The sequence below is a fragment of the Dactylosporangium sp. NPDC050588 genome (assembly GCF_040654975.1).
Classification (GTDB): Bacteria; Actinomycetota; Actinomycetes; order Mycobacteriales; family Micromonosporaceae; genus Dactylosporangium; species Dactylosporangium maewongense.
Genome location: NZ_JBFAJA010000095.1, coordinates 33,636 through 52,501, shown reverse-complemented (window position 1 = coordinate 52,501; position 18,866 = coordinate 33,636). Strand labels below are relative to the sequence as shown.

Below are 18,866 nucleotides of genomic sequence, written 5' to 3'. Positions count from 1 at the left end.
TCGTCCGTCTTCTTCGCGACCTCCTTGACCAGCTCGGCGCCGATCTTCTCGTAGGGGTCCTCGAGCTCGATCTCCTTGGCGATGCTCACACCATCGTTGGTGATGGTGGGCGCGCCCCACTTCTTCTCGAGGACGACGTTGCGGCCCTTGGGGCCCAGCGTCACCTTGACGGCGTCGGCGAGGGTGTTCATGCCCCGCTCGAGGCCGCGGCGCGCTTCCTCGTCGAACGCGATAATCTTGGCCATTCGGCGTTGTCCTCCTGGACACTCCGGCTACGCCTCGCGACCCACGTGGGGCCGGCGGCTCACCGCCTGCTTTCGCACCTTCAAGGACCCAGCGGGATCCTCAATGGTCGGGCCGGATGAGCCCGCGACGACCAGCCCCTCGACGCTCCCGCGCCCAGGCGCTGCACCGCCCCGACCGTTGGCACTCACCTGTTGCGAGTGCCAACTCCTGTTTAGCACTCTGGCCCGTCGAGTGCAAGCAAACCCGAGGTGACGGCCAGGGTGGTCGAAGCGCGCAAACGCCTACAAATCAGGCATGAATGGCACGAACAATGGCGGAAAAGACGCAGGGCACCGTTCCTCATCAATGAGGACGGTGCCCCGGCGGGGGTGGACGAACGATCTGTCAGGCGAGGTGACGAACCTTCTCTGCCTGCGGGCCCTTCTGACCCTGCGCGATCTCGAACTCGACGCGCTGTCCGTCTTCCAGCGATTTGTAGCCATCCATCTCGATCGCGGAGAAGTGGACGAAGACGTCCTGCCCCCCGTCGACCGCGATGAAGCCATAGCCCTTTTCGCTGTTGAACCACTTGACGGTGCCCTGTGCCACGGTGCACTTCCTCTGCTTCGGTCCCTCTTCGTACTCCGGCTGGCTGTGGGGACCAGCCTTGAGGTCCTCGGCCGGCACGCCGGGCCATGAGCGTGGCACCGGCGCGAGGATCGACGACCGAAACGGACGGTACACGAGATAACCCGAGACCCGACAGCCCCAAATCGGACAGCAAGGTCACGGTTCATGCGCACGCAAAAGGTTTCCGATGGGACCTTTCTTGGACGGTCCGACAAAGGGCTAGTACATCGGCATACGTCGAATAGTCCGGTTCATGGAATTGTAAAACGTCAGACCAAACTGCGGGGAACCGAGGAAGCGCCGACCTTGCGATGGTGACCGGAAGCCGCGACTGGAACCACGCAACCCGTCACCACCGCAAGATCGGCCTACTTCCGCACTGCTTCCGTGCCCGCGGAAGGTGCGGACGTCAACTCGCGGAGCTTCCGCAAGGGTGACAGAACGAGCGGCACCACCGATACCAGCATTCCGGCGCATGCCACCCAGATGGTCTCGTGCACGCCGATGGCGGTGCCGAGCACGCCGCCGACGAGCCCGCCGATCGGCATCGTGCCCCAGACGATGAACCGCATCGTGGCGTTCATCCGGCCGAGCAGGTCGTCGGGCGTGATCGTCTGCCGGAAGCTGACCTGGGTCACGTTGTAGACCACGACGCCGACGCCGAAGACGATGCTGCCCGCCGCCGCGAGCCACAGCCGCCAGTCGTCGCGCGCGAACGGCACCAGCAGCTCGCCGAGGGACGCCGCGAGCATCGAGATCCACATCGCCGGCCCCTGCCCGAACCAGCGCACGAACGGCCCGACCAGGAACGCGCCGGCCAGCGCGCCGAGCCCGGTGACGCTGAACCACAGGCCGATGACCACCGGCGACAGGGCGAGATCCCGGGCGAAGTAGACGATCAGCATCGCGCCGTACATGGAGCCGAAGAAGTTGCCGGTGCCCGTGCACATGGAGATCGCCCGCAGCAGCCGGTTGCCCACGACGAACCGGAGGCCCTCCAGGATCTCCCGGCCGAGGTGCGCGTCGGGCTTGCGGGCCGGGCGCTCCTCGATCTTGCGGATACGCCACAGGAACAGTGCCGACAGCACGTAGCTGGCCGCGTCGGTGGCGAGGGCGAGCGGGCCGCCGAGCACCTTGACCAGGCCGCCGGCGACGCTGGGGCCGCCGATCTGGGAGGTGGAGCGCACCATCTCCAGGATCGCGTTGCCCTCGACCAGGCGGTCCTTGCCGACCAGGAACGGCAGGTAGCTCTGGTACCCCACGTCGAAGAAGACCGTGCACACCCCGCAGAGCAGGCCCACCACGTACAGCTGCGGCATCCGCAACGTGTCGCTCCACCACGCCAGCGGCACGGAGGCGAGCAGGACCGCCCGCAGGAGGTCGGCGACGATCATCGTCTCGCGCCGCCGGAGCCGGTCCACGAGGGCCCCGGCGGGCAGTCCGACCAGCAGGAAGGCGGCGGTCTCGCAGGCCGCCAGGACCCCGACCTCCAGCGCGGTCGCGTCGAGCGTGAGCACGGCGACGAGCGGCAGCGCGAGCAGGGTCACCTGGGTGCCGACCTGGCTGATGGTGTCGGCGGTGAAGAGCAGCCGGAAGTCGTGATCGCGGAGCAGGCCCAGTCTCACGGACCCACTGTCGATGACCGATTGGGAAAAGTCAATCGGTAGACTCGGACGATGCGGCGACCAGCGACCGACGCGGAGGCCAAGGCACTCGCCTCCGGCGTCCGCCTGCGCATCATCCGGCTCTGCCTGGACCGTGCGCTCACCAACAAGGAGATCGCCGAGCGGCTCGACGCCAACCCGGCGACCGTGCTGCACCACGTCCGGACGCTGGTCGCGACGGGGTTCCTGGTGCCCCAGGAGGAGCGCCGCGGGCCGCGCGGCTCCCGCGAGGTGCCTTACCTGTCCACCCGCAAGTCGTGGCAGCTCAGCGGCAGCGGTAGCAACGAGGCGATGCTGGAGGCGTTCCACCAGGAGCTGGCGCTGCTGCAGGACCAGGCGGGATCGGCCAACTTCGCGCGGCTCGGCCTGCGGCTCACCCCGCAGCAGTGGCAGGAGCTGCAGGACAGGTTCGAGGCGTTGCTGGACGAGTACGCCCACAACGACCAGACCCACGGCCAGGCGTATTCGATCTTCCTGGCGATGTACGAGGACCGCTCACGCGACTGATGTCTGCCAGTTGGCCCACCGGTCGAGCGCGCGGAACCCCATCGCCTCGTTGATCGCGATCATGTGCGAGTTGACCTCGGCGTTGAACGTGTCGACGATCCGGACCGCCGGCTCCTGCGCGCGCATGGCCTGCAGGTTGACCAGCTTGGAGATCAGGCCGAGCCGGTGCCCCCGGTGGGCCGGGTGCACCAGGGTGATCTGCTGCCACGCGTGCCAGTCGACGGTCTTGCTCAACCGCAGCGCGCTCAACGCGACGAGCCGGCCGGTCGCGTCGTGGATGACGCCGGTCTCGTATGGGCGCGCACCGTAGCGGGCGCGCGTCTCGTACACCCGCCGCAGACGATCGGCGTCGACCTTCTCCGCCTCCAGGTCGAGGTCACCCTTCGGCGCCTCGTCGAGGAAGGAGCTGTCCAGCAGCGCCATGTCCTCGATCAGTTCCTCGGGCGGCGTGTTGCCCCACTGGACGGTGCTGTAGCCGGCCGCCTTCGGCCAGCTCGTGGCGAGCATCCTCGCCAGCTCGGCATCGTCGGCGGTCGACAGGTCGAGCCGGCGGCGCACGTCCATGAGCTTGTTGTCCAGGCCGAGCGCCGCGGCGAACGGCGCCGAGGAGCCGGTCGGCGCGCCACCGGCGTCGGTGATCACGCTGAAGCCCATCACCGAGGTGCGGCCACGGGCCAGGCCGAAGCCGACCGCGTGCCGGAACAGCGCCCGCCCGACGCCCCGCCGCCGGTGCTCCTTCAGGACCAGCACGTCGAGGAACGATTTGTTCAGATTGTCGAATATCGGGAGATCCGCCTGTACGAGCCCGACCGCGAGACCGTCGCGATACGCCAGGAACGTGTGCCGGTCCGTGCCCGGCATCGGCAGGCGGACCCGGACCTCGTGCTCGGCCCGGCAGCTCGGGGGGAAGTCCGGCAGGTCGGCGAGGATCGCCTCGTTACCGATGGTGAAGGCCGCGTCGACCGCCGCCGGGTCATCGGCGTCCAGCTCGACGATGCTGAGGTCCTGGCTCATGCCCGCCAGCGTGGCGCAGAGACGCATCGACGGACAACAGATATATGGGGACCGGTGGAAATGGTCGAGAGGACGCTCGCCAACACCTCCGGTGTTGTGGTCGCGGGCCTGGACCAGGGTCCGGGCCTCGCGGCGACACGTCCTCCCGCACCGAGCATCCTGGCGCGCGGTCCTGAGGTCGTCAAGTCCCTCGCCGGGTGGCTTCGAGACGCACGGCTTGAGCGCGGTCACACTGCGTCGCGACCGGCTCCGTCGATCGGCTGAGTCGCCCCTCGTCCAAGGAGTGAAAGCGCTCTCTCAGCCGCACCCGCGCCGACACCGTCCGTCACGGCGTCGGCGGGTTGCGCGAAAAAATCAGCCCTCAGCCGAAATGGCCCGGACCTCAGCTCACCAGCCCGGCCTCGCGGACGGACTTCAGCGAGGGCTTGACCCGGTGCGTCGGGCCGACCGTGCCGGCGACCGCATCGAGGGTCTTCAGCCCGTCGCCGGTGTTGAAGACGACCGTCTCCTTCGACGGGTCGAGCCTGCCGGTCTCGACCAGCTTCTTCAGCACCGCGGTGGTGACCCCGCCGGCGGTCTCGGCGAACACGCCGGTCGTGCGGGCGAGCAGCTCGATGCCGGCGCGGATCTCGTCGTCGTCGACGTACTCCATCCAGCCGCCGGTGCGCCGCACCGACTCCAGCGCGTAGACGCCGGCCGCCGGGTCGCCGATGTTGAGCGACTTGGCGATGCCCGTCGGCTTCACCGGCACGATCTCGTCGGTGCCCTTGTGCAGCGCCACCGCGATCGGGTTGCAGCCCGCGGACTGCGCGCCGAACACCGTCCACTCCGTGTCGGGCACGAGCCCGATCTCCACCAGCTCGCTGAACGCCTTGTCGATCTTCGTCAGCAGCTCGCCGCTGGCCATCGGGATCACGACCTGCGCCGGGATCCGCCAGCCGAGCTGCTCCGCGACCTCATACCCGAGCGTCTTGGACCCCTCGGCGTAGAACGGCCGCACGTTGACGTTGACGAACGCCGTGTCCTCGAACTCGTCGGTCTCGGTCAGCTCCGAGCACAGCCGGTTGACGTCGTCGTAGGACCCCTCGATCGCCACGACGTCACCGCCGTACACAGCGCTCATGACGACCTTGCCGGGCTCCAGGTCAGACGGGATGAACACCGTCGACGGCACCCCGGCCCGCGCCGCGTGCGCGGCGACCGAGTTGGCCAGGTTGCCGGTGGAGGCGCACGAGTAGCGGGTGAACCCCAGCGCCTTCGCCGCCGTCAGCGCCACCGAGACGACCCGGTCCTTGAACGAGTGGGTCGGGTTGGCCGAGTCGTCCTTCACCCACAGCGCGCCGGTGATGCCGAGCTCCTTGGCCAGCAGATCCGCCTTGACCAGCGGGGTCAGCCCCGGGTCGAGGGTCACGCGGCCGGCGGGGTCGGTGCCGACCGGCAGCAGCGGCGCATAGCGCCAGATGTTCTGGGGGCCGGCTTCGATCTGCTCGCGGGTGACCCGGCCGAGCGCCTCGGCGTCGTAGCCCACCTCGAGCGGGCCGAAACACTCGTAACAGGCGTGCTGCGCGGCGAGCGGGAACTGGGCGCCGCAGCCACGGCAGACCAGGTGGCGGGCGGGAGAGTCGGTGAAGACGCCGAGCGTCGAGGTCATGGAGGCCTTCCTCTCATCTTTCCCAGGTGCATGGCCTTGCGCACCGGGACGGATTTGGCACCTACCGCGACCGGCCTCAGCGTCGAGACGTGTCGCAGGGGTTGCCGGGGCTTCATCGGGCCGTATCCCTCTGCCCCTCTGGATGAGGTATTCAGTTGTGACGTGCTGTTCGCGTGGTTCGTATTCGAGTGTAAGGGCCGACACGGGTGCCGCTGTATGAGTCATCTCACGAGATGGACCTGACTACGGTTTCACTCATGCATCCCGACGCGGCGGACTGGTTCGCCAAGCGCACCTCGACATGGCGCGACTGGCCCCTCGCCGACCTCTACGACCGCAAGGGCGACACCCGGATCAGCGTCGTGCTGCCGGCGCTGGACGAGGAGCCGACCGTCGCCGAGATCGTCACCGGCGCGCGCACCCTCATGCCCCTCGTCGACGAGGTCATCGTGGTCGACTCGGGCTCCGTCGACCGGACCGCCGAGGTCGCCCGCCAGGCCGGCGCCACCGTCCACCACCGCGACGACATCCTCCCCGGGACCGGCTCCCGACCCGGGAAGGGTGAGGTGCTCTGGAAGGCCCTGGCCGTCGCGACCGGCGACATCCTGGTGTACGTCGACGCCGACCTCACCGACTTCCGGCCGCACTTCGTCACCGGCCTCCTCGGCCCGCTGCTGGACGACCCGGCCACCCAGATGGTGAAGGCCTTCTACGACCGCCCCCTCCTGGACGTCTCGGCCGGCGGCGGCGGGCGGGTCACGGAGCTCGCCGCCCGCCCGCTGCTCAACGCCTACTTCCCCGCTCTGGCCGGCGTCGTGCAGCCCCTCGCCGGCGAGTACGCGGCCCGCCGCTCCCTGCTGGAGTCCCTGCCCTTCGCCGCGGGCTACGGCGTCGAGACCGGCCTGCTCATCGACACCTACCGCACCGCCGGCCTGGACGCGGTCGCGCAGGTCGACCTCGGCCAGCGCACCCACGGTCACCAGGACACCGCGGCCCTGGGCCGCATGGCCGCCACGATCCTGCACACCATCCACGCCCGGATCACCCCCGGTGCCCCGGTCTGGCCGACGCTCACCCAGTTCGTCAGGCGCACCGGCACGGTCACCCCCGCCGACCACCCGGTCGCCCACCCGGACCGCCCCCCGATGACCACGATCCCGGGTTACCGGCAGCCGCTCGCCTAGCCGTTTTCGCTCCTGTACGTCACGCGCAAGGTCAGTCGCTCCCGCCAGAAAAAGCGGTCAGAGGGGGTCGGTGGCGGGGGTGAAGCCCCACAGCGTCGAGGTGGTGATGGCGGCGCCGGCCAGGGCGGTCAGGACGGCGAGCCATTCGGCGGCCAGGAGCCAGACCGGGGTGTCGATGACCGCGGCCGGCGGGTCGCCCGTCAGGGTGGCGACCACGACGACCACCGCGACCAGCGACAGCAGGACCAGGGTCAGCACCACGGTCAGGCGCAGGGCCCAGTGGCCGAAGGTGCGGCCGGTGGCGAAGAGCAGGGCGCAGACGGCGACCAGCGACGCCGCCGACGCCGAGGCCAGGGCGCCGATGAGGGTGAAGATCTGGGCGGTGAAGGCCTCGGCGGGGCCGCTCATCGCGTTGGAGGAGGCGACGTATGAGGTCCAGGCCGCCAGGTTGGCCTGGTCGTAGTAGAGGGTGCCGGAGAGCGCCGCGAGGCCGAGGACGAGGAGCCAGGCACCGCGGAGCGCCGAGGTTCGCATGGACCGGCACCCTACCGGTCAGTACGCGAGACGCATTCAGCTCACCACGTCTTTTCGCAGAAAGCGCCACCACGCGAGGGAGAAGAAGACGGTGGCGTAGGCGAGGGAGGCGATACAGCCCTTCACGATGTCGTCGGTCTGCAGCGGGGTGGAGAGCAGGCCGAGCCAGGCGTCGTTGTAGTGGGTGGGCAGGAAGTTGCGGAGGTTTCCGAGGGCGGTGATCTGGTCCAGGATGCTGGACAGGATCTGCAGCAGCACCGCGCCGCCGACGGCGCCGAGCGGGGCGTCGGTGGAGACGGAGAGCAGGAACGCGAGCGAGGCGACGACCAGCAGCGACACGCACAGGTAGCCGACGATCTCCAGCAGGCGGACGACGCTCGTGCCGGCGGCGATCTCCCCGCCGATGGGGGCGTTGAGCGGGGCCCAGCCGTAGCGCAGGGTGCCCGCCAGCATCGCGGTGCCGACCAGGACCAGGACCGCGAGGAGGCAGTAGAGCAGCGCCGCGGTCACCTTGACGCCGAGCAGCCGGGCCCGCGGGACGGGCATCGCCAGCAGGTACCGCAGGCTCCCCCACGACGCCTCGCTCGCCACCGTGTCGCCGCAGAAGAGGGCCACGACGACGACCAGCAGGAAGCCGGACGAGACGAGCAGGGTGAAGAGGGTGAAGTTGGCCCCGCCGCCGGTCGCGAGGTCGGCGAGGCGGGAGAACTCGCCGTTGTTGCCGCCCTCGTCGTCGCCGCCGCTGTCGAGCTGGAAGGCGACCAGGATGATCAGCGGCAGCAGGACCATGAAGCCGAGCGCCATCTGCGTGCGGCGGCGGGCCGCCTGGCGGCGGATCTCCGTCCACAGCGAGAGAGTCGCCCCCGGCCGGTACCCCGGCGCACCGCCGACCACGTCGACACCTGACGAAGAAGTGCTCATGACCGCTCCCCACTGGCCTTGGTGTCGCCGCCGACGAGCGACAGGAACGCGTCTTCGAGCCGCCGCCGCGGCGTCACCCGGTCGATGCCGACGCCGGCCCGGACCAGCGCGGCGACGACCTCCGAGCGCGGCACGCCGTCGATGTCGACGACCAGGCCGCCGTTGCTGCCGGCCGGGATGACCGTGCGGACGCCGTCGAGCTCGTCGAGGACCTTCGTGGCGGCGTCCACGTCGGACACGTCGATCTGGACGGTCGGCGAGTCGCCGACGATGTCGTCGACCTTGCCGGTGGCCACGACCTCGCCCCGGTGCATGACGACGACGTCGGTGCAGGTCTGCTCGACCTCGGCGAGGAGGTGGCTGGAGACCAGGACGGCGCGGCCGCCGGTCGCGTACCGGCGCAGGACCTTGCGCATCTCGGCGATCTGCGGCGGGTCGAGCCCGTCGGTGGGTTCGTCGAGGACGAGCAGCTCGGGGAGGCCGAGCATGGCCTGCGCGATGGCGAGGCGCTGGCGCATCCCGTGGCTGTAGGTCTTGACCCGCCGGTTGACGGCGGTGCCGAGACCGGCGATGTCGAACGCCTCGTCGAAGTGGGCGTCGTCGAGCGGCCGGCCGGTCGCCGCCCAGTACAGGTGGAGATTCTGCAGACCGGTGAGGTGCGGCAGGAAGCCGGGCCCCTCCACCAGTGCGCCGACCCGGGACAGCACCGGCGCGCCCGGCAGGAGCTGGTGGCCGAAGACGAGGATCTCACCCTGGCTCGGCCGGGTCAGCCCCATCAGGACCCGCAGCGACGTGGTCTTGCCGGCGCCGTTGGGGCCGAGGAGGCCGACCACCTGCCCGCGCTGGACGGTGAAGTCGACCTTCGCGACGGCGACGAAGTCACCGTACGTCTTGCGCAGCCCCCGCACGACGAGCGGCGTGTCCACGTGGTCGGGATCGACGCGGCGCTCGATCCGCCGGGCGCGGGCGCGGGCGACCAGGATCGCGACGGCGAGCCCGACCACGATGAGGGCGACGAGCGCGGCGAGGACGTAGCGCCAGATGACGTCCGGGTTGGCGATCGGCGTGCCGGCCACGTCGGGCAGGGTCAGCGCGCCCTCGACGTCGACCTGGTAGACGAGCGGGTCCGGCGGCGACCAGTACGCGCTGTCGGCGGCGGCGACGGTGACCCGGACCCGGCTGCCGGCCTCGAACCGGTGCACGACCGCGGGCAGCGTCACGGTGACCGGCTGCGCGTCGGCGATGTCCTTCGGCAGCCCGGTGAGGCGCACCGGCGCGATGAGCCCGTCCGGGATCGACGGGGCGCCCTTGGCGGGCACGTCGTAGAGCTTGACGAAGAGCACGGCCTCGCCGGTCGGCGACGCGGCCCGGATGCGGACCGTGGGCGCGCCGGCCACGTCGAGGGTGTCGGGCAGCGGCGCGGAGGTGTAATCAGCGTGCTGGCCGGGGATCTCGGCGGACACGCCGCTGCCGAGCAGGCTCGCGATGTTGGCGATCGGCAGCGAGGAGATCCCGGACGGGGTGCCGTTGGGCGGGTTGGCGATGCTCGTCGGGACGCCGATCAGGGCGACGCTCGCGGTGGAGGTGCCGCCGGTGCCCGGGTAGGTCGACGTCGACGACGCGGTCGTGACGAGCCCGCGGCCCCGGGCGTTGAGGCCCGACACGCGCGAATAGGTGAAGCTGGTCGGCGGCGCCTCGCCGTTGCCCTTGACGTAGTGGTCGAGCCACTGCGCGGTCAGGTACCGCAGCCGGTCGACCTCGGACTGCGGCCCGGTGCCGCCGTCGTGCCCGCCGGTGAACCACGCGACCCGCACGGGGGTGCCGGTGGCGGCGATGCCGCGGGCGTTGGCGTCGCTCTCGCTGAGCGGGAACAGGGTGTCGACCTGCCCCTGTACGAGCAGCGTGGGCGCCTTGATCTGGTCGAGCACGGACGCCGGGCTGGACCGGCGCAGCAGCGCGATCGCGTCCTTGTCGGCCTCCCCGGTGGTGGCGATGTCGAGGTACGCCTCGCAGACGTCCTTCGCGAACCGTCCGCACTGGGCGTCGCCGGTCGAGGTCCGCTGCGGGGCGGCCGGGCTCGTCAGCGCCGAGCTGTCGGTCAGCGCGTTGCCGGAGCCGAAGAACAGCCCGGCCCACTGCTTCTTGAACACGCCGCCGGACGGGTCCTTGCCGGTGGCCTCGGGCAGGAAGGCCCGCGACAGGTCGTTCCACGTGATCATGGGCACGATCGCGTCGACCCGCTTGTCGTGCGCGGCGAGCAGGAGGGCGAGGGCTCCACCGTACGAGCCGCCGACCGCCGCCACCCGAGGGTCGCCGGACGCGTCGGTCTGGATGTCGGGCCGGGCGGCGAGCCAGTCCAGCAGCCGTTGGGCGTCCTTGACCTCCCAGTCGGGGCTGTCGAGGTGGATCTCGCCGGTGGAGTTGCCGAAACCCTGGGCGGTCCAGGTGAGCACGGCGTAGCCGAGGCCGGCGAAGTCCTCGGCGTCGGACTTCACGCTCCGCTTGGTGCCGCCGAACCCGTGCGCGAGCAGGATGGCGGGCTTCTTGCCGCTCTTCTTCGGCAGGTACAGCGTCGTGTCGAGGGTCACCTCGGTCGCGTCGTCGGGGCCGGTGCGCACGGTGATGCGCTGCTCCTGGGTGGTGAACGTGGCGGGCGAGGGGATGACCGCCCAGCCGACCAGGCCGACCAGCAGCAGGGCGGCCACCGAGCCGGCGATGACCCTGCGCCGGTTGAGACGCGGTAAGAGACGCATCGGCCAAACGTACGCAACGCATGTTGCGCGATGTCGAATTCCTCAGCAGGTTCACAGCAAGCGGGCGAGTTATACGCTCGGTGCGTGGCCGCGACCTTGACGCTCACCGCCAGCCTGCGCCCCGCGGCCCTGGACGCCCGCCGCGGCGTGGTCCGGCTCCACCCCGAGGTCCTGGCCGCACTGGGCCTGCGCGCCGGCGACCCGATCGCCCTCACCGGCCGCCGCGAGTCCGCCGGGATCGCCGCGGTCGCCGAGGCCAGCGCCAGCCGCGCCCTCCTCTACGCCGACGACCTCCTGCTGGGCAACCTGGGCCTGCGCGACGGCGGCCAGGTGACGGTCACGGCGGCGCCGCTGCGGGCCGCGGCGTCGGTGACCCTGTCCGGGCCGCCGGAGATCGTTGGGGTCGTGTCGCCGGAGATGCTGCGGCTCGCGCTGCTGGGCAAGGTCGTCACCGTCGGCGACAACGTCTCGCTGCTGCCGCAGGACGTGTCGCTGACCTCGCTGGACCCCGGCGTGTTCGAGGCGGCGCGGCGCAGCCTGAAGAACACCGTCGGCTACGGCTGGACCAGCGCCCTGCTCACCGTCGTCGCCGCCGGCCCCGGCGCGGGCGCGCTGGTCACCATGGACACCGCCGTCGGCTGGCACCATGGCCACGCCACCCACGCGCCCGGCGGCCCCGTGCCTGTCGCGCCGCCGGCCGCCGCGCCGGAAGCGGTCGCGCTCGACGACCTGCCCGGGCTCAGGGCGCAGGCCGAGCAGCTGGGCGAGCTGCTGGACCTCGGCTTCCACCACGGCGAGGTCCTGGCGAGGCTCGGCACGACGGTGGCGCTGGGGGTGCTGATCACCGGCCCCGCCGGCTCCGGCAAGTCCGCCCTGGTGCACGCCGTCGCGGCGAGCGTCGGGGCGCGGGTCGTCCCCCTGTGGGCGCCGGAGCTGGCGGCGCTCACCAACAACGCCGCCGCCACCCGGCTGCGGGAGGCCGCCGGCGAGGTGCGGGCCGCCCGCCCGGCGATCCTGCTCGTCGCCGACGTGGAGGCCCTCGCGCCGCGCGACCAGCCGGGCCCGCTGTCGACGGTCTTCCGCCAGCTGATCGGCGAGCTCGTCCGCGAGGGCGAGGCCGTCGTCTGCACGACCAGCCGCCCCGAGGCCGTCGACCCGTCCCTGCACTCCCCCGGCCTGCTCGCCCACGGCATCGCCGTCCCGCTCCCCGACGCGGCCCTGCGCCGCGAGCAGCTCGCCGTCCTCACCCGCGGCATGCCGCTCGACGACGACGTCCGGCTCGACGACATCGCGGGCCGCACCCCCGGCTTCGTGGCGGCGGACCTCGCCGCGTTGTCGCGTGAGGCCGGTGTACGAGCCGCGCTGCGGCACCGCCGCGACGGGGACGGCACCGGCGTGCTGATGGCGGACTTCGAGGCCGCCCTCGAGGTCGTGCGCCCCACGTCGATGGCCGAGTCGTCGCTGGAGCTCGCCAAGGTCACCCTGGACGACGTCGGCGACATGGTCGAGGTCAAGCAGACCCTGACCGAGTCCGTGCTGTGGCCGCTGTCCTACCCGGACGCGTTCTCCCGCCTCGGCATCGAGCCGCCCCGCGGCGTCCTGCTCTACGGCCCGCCGGGCTGCGGCAAGACGTACCTGGTCAAGGCGATCGCCGGCACCGGCAAGGCCAACGTCCTGTCGGTGAAGGGCGCCGAGCTGCTGTCGAAGTGGGTCGGCGAGAGCGAGCGCGCGGTCCGGGAGCTCTTCCGCCGCGCCCGAGAGGCGGCTCCCACCCTCGTCTTCCTCGACGAGGTCGACGCCCTCGCCCCGACCCGCGGCCAGGCCACCGACGGCGGCACCACCGACCGGGTCGTCGCCGCCCTCCTCACCGAGCTCGACGGCGTCGAGTCCCTGCGCAACGTCGTCGTCATCGGCGCCACGAACCGCCCCGACCTGGTCGACCCGGCGCTGCTGCGCCCCGGCCGCCTCGAGCGCCTCGTCTTCGTGCCGCCCCCGGACGCCGACGCCCGCACCGAGATCCTCCGCGCCGCCGCGAAGTCCGTGCCCCTCGCCGCCGACGTCGACCTGGCCGCCCTGGCCGCGTCGCTGGACCGCTTCTCGGCCGCCGACTGCGCCGCCCTCATCCGCGAGTCCGCCCTGGCCGCCATGCGCGAGTCGCTGGAGGCCACCGAGGTCACCGCCGCCCACGTGGCCCTCGCCCGCGACCGCGTCCGCCCCTCCCTGGACCCGGTCCAGGTCGCCTGGCTCGCCGCCTACGCCGAGCAGCAACAGGCCCGCTGAGCGTGCCCGCTGCCGAACGCCGCCGAACGCCGCTGCGGCGCTCAGCGGCGGCGGGAGCGGGAGGCGCGGAGGCGGCGGAGGCGCTGGACGACGACCGGGTCGTGGGCCAGGGCCAGCGGGTCGTCGAGGAGCGTGTTCAGCAGCTGGTAGTAGCGGGTCGCCGACAGGTTGAAGGTGTCGTGGACGGCCTGCTCCTTGGCGCCCGCCTGGCGCCACCACCGGCGCTCGAAGGCGAGGATGGCCTTGCTCCGGTCGTCGAGCTCCGGGGGCTCCTCGGCCGTCGCGAGATCGGGGCCCGCGTCAGGGTCCGCGTCTGGGTCCGCGACGTCGGTGTCGACGAAGTCGTCGGGGTCCTGGGTCGGGGGCTGCGCTGGGACCCGGGCGGCGGTGAGGTCGTCGCGCTGCATCGCCCCACAGTACCGGCGGGACGGGTCAGGCGGTCACGATCTTGACGCCGGCGGCGGCGAACGCGGCCAGGGTCTCCGGGGTGGCGTTGAAGTCGGTGACCAGGGTGTCGATGCGGTCGATCGGGCAGATCCGGGCGAACGCGTGACCGCCGAGCTTCGAGCTGTCGGCGATGATCACGACGCGGCGGGCGCGGGCGACCATGAGGCTGTTCATCGCGGCCTCGCCCTCGTGGTGGGCGGCGGCGCCGAGGGTGACGTCGAGCGCGTCGACGCCGAGCAGGGCGATGTCGAGGGTGACGTCGCGCAGGATGTTGCCGCCGAGCGGGCCGACGAGCTCGAAGGACTGCGGGCGGACCACGCCGCCGGTCACGACGATCTTCATGCGGGAGCGCACGAGCAGCTCGTTGGCGATGTTGAGCGCGTTGGTGACCACGGTGAGCTGAGCGTCGTCGACACCGCCGGTGAGCTCGGGGCGCACCGCGAGCGCGCGGGCGACCTCGGTGGTCGTCGTGCCGCCGTTGAGGGCGACGACCATGCCGGGCGAGACCAGGGCGGCCGCGGCCGCGCCGATGCGCTGCTTCTCGGGTGCGTGCTTCGCCGTCTTGTACCGCAGCGGCAGGTCGTAGGAGACGCCGTTGGCGACCGCCCCGCCGCGGGTGCGGGTGATCATCTGCTGCTGCGCCAGCTGGTCGAAGTCGCGGCGGATCGTGGCCTGCGAGACGTCGAGGCGCTCGGCCGCGTCCTCCACGCTGATGCGCCCGCTGTCGGTGAGGATCTCGAGGAGCGCATTCCAGCGCGCGTAGCGGTCCACGAGCCCCTCCCTGCGCGTACGGTGCGAGATGTGTGCACAATAATGCGCGAAACTACGGGTAAACGCAAAGGCAACTGCTCAAACTAACCCGAGGGGTACGGTTGCCAGCCTGCCCGACAGTGCGCAATGATGCGCGAACCCGCCCGGCTTCATGCCACATCGATCAGCGCGAGGACGAGCTACACATGACGCAGACCGTGATCGCCCTCGATGTCGGGGGCACCGGGATCAAGTGTGCGCTGGTCGGCGCCGAAGGCGAGGCGACACACCAGGTCCTGCACGCCGAGCGGCACGCCACCGGCCGCGAGCGGGGGGCCGAGGCGGTCATCGCGACGATCCTCGACATCGCCGAGGGCCTCGCCGCCACCGCGCGCGCGAAGGGCCTCGACCCGCGGGCCGCCGGCCTGGCCGTCCCGGGCGTGATCGACGAGCGCAACGGGATCGCCGTCTGGGCCGCCAACCTCGGCTTCCGCGACGTGCCGCTGAAGGCGCTGCTGGAGGAGCGGCTGGGCCTGCCCGCCGCGCTGGGCCACGACGTGCGCGCCGGCGGGCTCGCCGAGGCGCGGCTGGGCGCCGGGCGCGGCCACTCATATGTGCTGGTCATCCCCATCGGCACCGGCATCGCCGCGGCGAACGTCGTGCACGGGCAGGTCTACACGGGCGCGCACGGCGCCGCGGGCGAGATCGGCCACATCGTGGTGCGCCCCGGCGGGCCGATGTGCGGGTGCGGGCAGCGCGGCTGCCTGGAGTCGATCGCCTCCGCGTCGGCCGTCGGTCGCCGGTACGGCGAGCACGCCGGCCGTCCCGCCACCGCTGAGGACGTGGCCCGGCTGGCCGCGGAGGGCGAGCCGGCCGCCGTCGCGGTGTGGCAGGAGACCATCGACGCCCTGGCGGACGGCCTGATGACGGGCATCGCCCTGTTCGACCCGGCGGTCATCGTCCTCGGCGGCGGCCTCGCCGAGGCGGGCGAGGCACTGCTCGCCCCGCTGCGGGCGGGGGTCCACGCCCGCGTCACGTTCCACCGCGAGCCGGAGATCACCCGCGCCGCGCTCGGCGACGAGGCCGGCTGCCTCGGCGCCGCCCTGCTCGCCCTGGACGCACTGCAAGACCAGCGCAACGACAGCACAGGAGGAACGGCATGACGGTGGTGTCCGGCGTACGGGTGATCGCGGGCGACCGCGTCATCGACAACGGCTTCGTCCGGGTCGAGGGCGACCGCATCGCCGAGGTCGGGCAGGCCTTCACCGGCGCGGTCGACGCGACGGCCGGCACGGTGGTGCCCGGGTTCGTCGACATCCACGTCCACGGCGGCGGCGGCGCCACGTTCACCACCGGCGACCCCGAAGCGGCCCGCGTCGCCGCCGCGTACCACCTGAGCCACGGCACCACGACGATGCTGGCGAGCCTCGTCACCTCGCCCCCCGACCTGATGCTGTCCGCCACGAAGGCGTTCGCGCCGCTGGTCGGCGAGGGCGTCCTGGCCGGCGTGCACTTCGAGGGCCCGTACCTGTCGCAGGCGCGGTGCGGCGCGCAGAACCCGGCGCACCTGCGCCACCCGTCACTGGACGAGCTCAACTCGCTCATCGACGCCGGCGAGGGCGCCGTGCGCATGGTCACCGTCGCCCCCGAGCTGCCCGGCGCCTTGGACGCCATCAAGCTCCTCGTCTCCCGCGGCGTCGTCGCCGCCCTCGGCCACACCGACGCCACCTGGGAGGAGACCCTCGCGGGCGTCGACGCCGGCGCGACGGTCGGCACCCACGTCTTCAACGGCATGCGCCCGCCGCACCACCGCCAGCCCGGCCCGGTCTTCGCCCTCCTCGGCGCCGCGCCGGTCACGTGCGAGTTCGTGGCGGACGGCGTACACCTGCACGACGGCACCCTCGCGTTCGCCGCCTCCATCACCGGCCCCGCCCGCGCCGCCCTCATCACCGACGCGATGGCCGCCGCCGGCATGCCCGACGGCGAATACGAGCTCGGCGGCCAGAGCGTCGCCGTCGCCGACGGCGTGGCCCGCCTCACCCGCGACGGCTCGATCGCCGGCAGCACGCTGACGATGGACGCCGCCTTCCGCCGCGCCGTGGGCGCCGGCCTGTCCCTCGTCGACGCCTCCCGGATGGCCTCGGCCACCCCCGCCGCCGCCATCGGCCTCGCCGACGACCTGGGCACCCTGCGCCCCGGCCGGCGCGCCGACCTCGTCCTCCTGGACGACGCCCTTCACGTCACCCGCGTCATGCGCTCCGGCGCCTGGGTGTCCTGAACCGGGCCTGACCAGCCGGCGAGCCGGCGCGGCAGCGGGATCGTGTCCCACGGGACCCGTTGCAGGATGCGGTCGAGGACGAGGCCGAGGCAGATGGCGGCGAGGCCGTCGGTGACCCAGTGGAAGCTCAGGTACGTCGTGGTGAAGAGCACGATCGCCGGGGCGCCGTAGCGGATGGCGCGCAGCTGGCCGGGGCGGAGCAGGCCGCCGAGGAGGATGGCGAGCACGCCGTACCAGACGATGGCGTTGACCACGTGCCCGGACGGATACGACATGCCGGTCGGCACGTGGAAGAGGTACTCCGGGTGCACGACCTTGTGGTCGCTCGCGGCGGTCCGGTCGGTCCACACCTTCAGCGGGCCGATCGTCAGGTACGTGATGACGAAGCCGCCGATGACCGGCAGCGCGGGGCGCACGGAGTGGGTGCGCCAGCCGATGACCAGCGCGGTCAGCACGGCCAGGGGGGTGAGGACCTGGCCGCCCTGGCCGAGGTAGTTGAAGACGCGGGCGGTCCAGTAGGCCCACGAGGGGCGGTGCGCGTCGACGAGGTCGCGGACGGCGAGGTCGAGTGACAGCAGCGGCGTCCGGAGCGCGAGCGCGACGGTGATCGCGGCGAAGAGTGCCAGAAGCACCAGGTCGAACCACAGGGCCGGGCGCACGTTCCGCATGTCGGAAAACGCTACCCGACGAAGCGAAACGGACCCGGCCCCGGACAAACCCTGCACAGGACCTCTACACGAGGTTCCTGATGTCCGCCGCGATGCGGTCCATGCGGACGCCGGAGTTGGGGCAGCCGCCGAAGTGGTGCAGGGCGATGACCTTGTTGGTGCGGCGGGAGATGACGGGCGAGCCGGACGAGCCGCCGTCGGTGTCGCAGTAGTACGACATGTCGGTGTCGACGTCGTAGCCGTTGTACGCGGGGTTGGCGACGGCGCAGTTGCCGGAGCGCTCGCTGCTGTCGTACGTGGTGATCACGGTCGGCATGCCGCGCGGGTGCTGCGGGATGTAGAGCTCCTCGCCGCGGACGGGGGCGCGGTCGTCCATCTGGAGGTAGCCGAAGCGCGCGATCGCGTCGAAGTTGCGGACCGTGAAGAGGGTGTAGTCCAGGACGTCGTCGGTGGCGAGGACCTGGTCGGCCATGACCTTGACCGGGCGCAGGGTGGGGCCGCCGCCGCACTGCGCGCACTCGTAGTTGAACCACACCTCGGTGTTGCGGGCCTCGCGGGTGGTGGTGAAGCAGTGCGCGTTGGTCATCATGCGGTTCTTCGTGCCGACGCGCCACGCGGTGCACAGCTCGACGCCCTGGATGAGGATGCGCGCGACCGGCTTGGAGTTGGCGTACGCGACGGGGTCGGCCGACTTGTAGCAGGCGGCGTTCTCCTTCTCGTCGCTGTCGCAGATGCTCTCCGTGTGCGGCGCCGCGGCGGCCAGCCGCTCGGCGGCGGCCTGCTCGGCGGGGGTCTGGCCGCGGGCGATCTTGTCCACGCTCAGGCCGAGGCCGGCGAGCTTCGACTTGATGCCCAGCGGGTCGCCGGCCCGCTCGACGCTGACCGTGGCCGACTCGCCCGAGACGGACATCGTCCAGTTGTCCGTGTCGCGCAGCTGGGCCGCGCTGTACCGGTGGACCTCGTCACCGGTCGCGTCGCTGACCTTGACCGTGTCGCCGGGCTTGAGCTGCAGCCGGGAGAAGTGGACCTTCACGTAGTCGGCGCCGGGGTAGCGGAACGTCGACGCGTCGCCGGTGATCGGCTCGATGACGCCCGACACCGTGGCGGCGGGACTGTCGTGCGCGGGCGCCGCGAACGCGGACGCCGTCGCCGGCTGTCGTGCGGGGGCGAACGAGGTCGCGGCCGCGACGCCCGCCCCGGCGAGCGCCACGACGGCGCACACCCCGGTCACCAGCAAAACCCTACGGCGCATGAGCGCGATCCTCCCGATGGTCCGCATGAAGGAACCGCCCGGACTGTTAGGGGTAAATCGGGCGATCCGCCTCATTCAACGACGGATCCGGTGCGGAGGAGGCGGGAA

17 protein-coding genes and 1 riboswitch are annotated in these 18,866 nt (G+C 71.8%); of the genes, 5 read left to right on the top strand and 12 right to left on the bottom strand.

Annotation, left to right across the window (positions count from 1 at the left end; all coding sequences use genetic code 11):
* The 3 genes from AB0I21_RS47050 to AB0I21_RS47040 form a co-directional block, all read right to left on the bottom strand.
* A partial coding sequence (locus AB0I21_RS47050; RefSeq protein ID WP_360570916.1) for a TCP-1/cpn60 chaperonin family protein occupies window positions 1-245 on the bottom strand: 245 nt, incomplete at its 3' end.
* Between the two features lie 385 nt (window positions 246-630).
* Window positions 631-834, bottom strand: coding sequence for a cold-shock protein (locus tag AB0I21_RS47045; protein WP_203848689.1), 204 nt, complete (start codon window positions 832-834; stop codon window positions 631-633).
* Window positions 835-1,223: 389 nt separating this feature from the next.
* Window positions 1,224-2,480, bottom strand: a complete 1,257-nt coding sequence (locus AB0I21_RS47040) for an MFS transporter (protein WP_360570914.1) — start codon at window positions 2,478-2,480, stop codon at window positions 1,224-1,226.
* Window positions 2,481-2,531: 51 nt separating this feature from the next.
* On the opposite strand from AB0I21_RS47040, the gene AB0I21_RS47035 reads away from it, so the two are divergent.
* Window positions 2,532-3,026: a helix-turn-helix domain-containing protein gene (locus AB0I21_RS47035; RefSeq protein WP_360570912.1), complete on the top strand. Its 495-nt coding sequence runs from the start codon at window positions 2,532-2,534 to the stop codon at window positions 3,024-3,026.
* On the opposite strand, the gene AB0I21_RS47030 is transcribed toward AB0I21_RS47035, so the two are convergent.
* Entirely contained in the window at window positions 3,015-4,040 is a 1,026-nt protein-coding gene (locus AB0I21_RS47030; RefSeq protein WP_360570910.1) for a GNAT family N-acetyltransferase, read from the bottom strand. The genes AB0I21_RS47035 and AB0I21_RS47030 overlap by 12 nt on opposite strands.
* 382 nt (window positions 4,041-4,422) lie before the next feature.
* Window positions 4,423-5,691: a threonine synthase gene (thrC, locus tag AB0I21_RS47025; protein ID WP_360570908.1), complete on the bottom strand. Its 1,269-nt coding sequence runs from the start codon at window positions 5,689-5,691 to the stop codon at window positions 4,423-4,425.
* Window positions 5,692-5,701: 10 nt separating this feature from the next.
* A riboswitch (SAM riboswitch) is annotated at window positions 5,702-5,840 on the bottom strand.
* A 108-nt stretch (window positions 5,841-5,948) separates the two neighbouring features.
* On the opposite strand from thrC, the gene AB0I21_RS47020 reads away from it, so the two are divergent.
* A complete protein-coding gene (locus tag AB0I21_RS47020; protein ID WP_360570906.1) occupies window positions 5,949-6,875 on the top strand; it encodes a glucosyl-3-phosphoglycerate synthase in 927 nt (308 codons plus the stop codon).
* A 57-nt stretch (window positions 6,876-6,932) separates the two neighbouring features.
* On the opposite strand, the gene AB0I21_RS47015 is transcribed toward AB0I21_RS47020, so the two are convergent.
* Genes AB0I21_RS47015 through AB0I21_RS47005 form a run of 3 tightly spaced genes read right to left on the bottom strand, consistent with a single transcriptional unit; the run spans window position 6,933 to window position 11,083 of the window.
* Window positions 6,933-7,409: a hypothetical protein gene (locus AB0I21_RS47015; RefSeq protein ID WP_344514266.1), complete on the bottom strand. Its 477-nt coding sequence runs from the start codon at window positions 7,407-7,409 to the stop codon at window positions 6,933-6,935.
* A 36-nt stretch (window positions 7,410-7,445) separates the two neighbouring features.
* Complete coding sequence (locus AB0I21_RS47010; RefSeq protein WP_360570904.1) at window positions 7,446-8,330, bottom strand: ABC transporter permease; 885 nt, start codon at window positions 8,328-8,330, stop codon at window positions 7,446-7,448.
* Entirely contained in the window at window positions 8,327-11,083 is a 2,757-nt protein-coding gene (locus AB0I21_RS47005) for an alpha/beta fold hydrolase (protein WP_360570902.1), read from the bottom strand. The genes AB0I21_RS47010 and AB0I21_RS47005 overlap by 4 nt, the downstream gene beginning before the upstream one ends.
* Window positions 11,084-11,167: 84 nt before the next feature.
* On the opposite strand from AB0I21_RS47005, the gene AB0I21_RS47000 reads away from it, so the two are divergent.
* A complete protein-coding gene (locus AB0I21_RS47000; RefSeq protein ID WP_360570900.1) occupies window positions 11,168-13,363 on the top strand; it encodes an AAA family ATPase in 2,196 nt (731 codons plus the stop codon).
* Window positions 13,364-13,404: 41 nt separating this feature from the next.
* Here AB0I21_RS47000 and AB0I21_RS46995 read toward each other — a convergent pair whose 3' ends face one another.
* Both AB0I21_RS46995 and AB0I21_RS46990 read right to left on the bottom strand, forming a co-directional pair.
* The gene (locus tag AB0I21_RS46995) at window positions 13,405-13,770 is read right to left on the bottom strand and encodes a DUF3263 domain-containing protein (RefSeq protein ID WP_360570898.1); all 366 of its coding nucleotides are present in this window, start codon (window positions 13,768-13,770) and stop codon (window positions 13,405-13,407) included.
* A gap of 25 nt (window positions 13,771-13,795) precedes the next feature.
* Window positions 13,796-14,581 carry a DeoR/GlpR family DNA-binding transcription regulator gene (locus AB0I21_RS46990; RefSeq protein WP_344514276.1) on the bottom strand — a complete coding sequence of 262 codons (786 nt, stop codon included), beginning with the start codon at window positions 14,579-14,581 and terminating at the stop codon, window positions 13,796-13,798.
* Between the two features lie 185 nt (window positions 14,582-14,766).
* Between AB0I21_RS46990 and AB0I21_RS46985 the strand changes: the two genes are divergently transcribed.
* Entirely contained in the window at window positions 14,767-15,723 is a 957-nt protein-coding gene (locus tag AB0I21_RS46985) for an ROK family protein (RefSeq protein WP_360570896.1), read from the top strand.
* Window positions 15,720-16,838, top strand: a complete 1,119-nt coding sequence (gene nagA, locus AB0I21_RS46980; protein WP_360570894.1) for an N-acetylglucosamine-6-phosphate deacetylase — start codon at window positions 15,720-15,722, stop codon at window positions 16,836-16,838. The genes AB0I21_RS46985 and nagA overlap by 4 nt, the downstream gene beginning before the upstream one ends.
* On the opposite strand, the gene AB0I21_RS46975 is transcribed toward nagA, so the two are convergent.
* Window positions 16,796-17,506, bottom strand: a complete 711-nt coding sequence (locus AB0I21_RS46975; protein ID WP_360570892.1) for a phosphatase PAP2 family protein — start codon at window positions 17,504-17,506, stop codon at window positions 16,796-16,798. The two genes, nagA and AB0I21_RS46975, sit on opposite strands and share 43 nt — an antisense overlap.
* Window positions 17,507-17,570: 64 nt before the next feature.
* Window positions 17,571-18,758: a serine protease gene (locus AB0I21_RS46970; protein WP_360570890.1), complete on the bottom strand. Its 1,188-nt coding sequence runs from the start codon at window positions 18,756-18,758 to the stop codon at window positions 17,571-17,573.
* Window positions 18,759-18,866 lie beyond the last annotated feature (108 nt).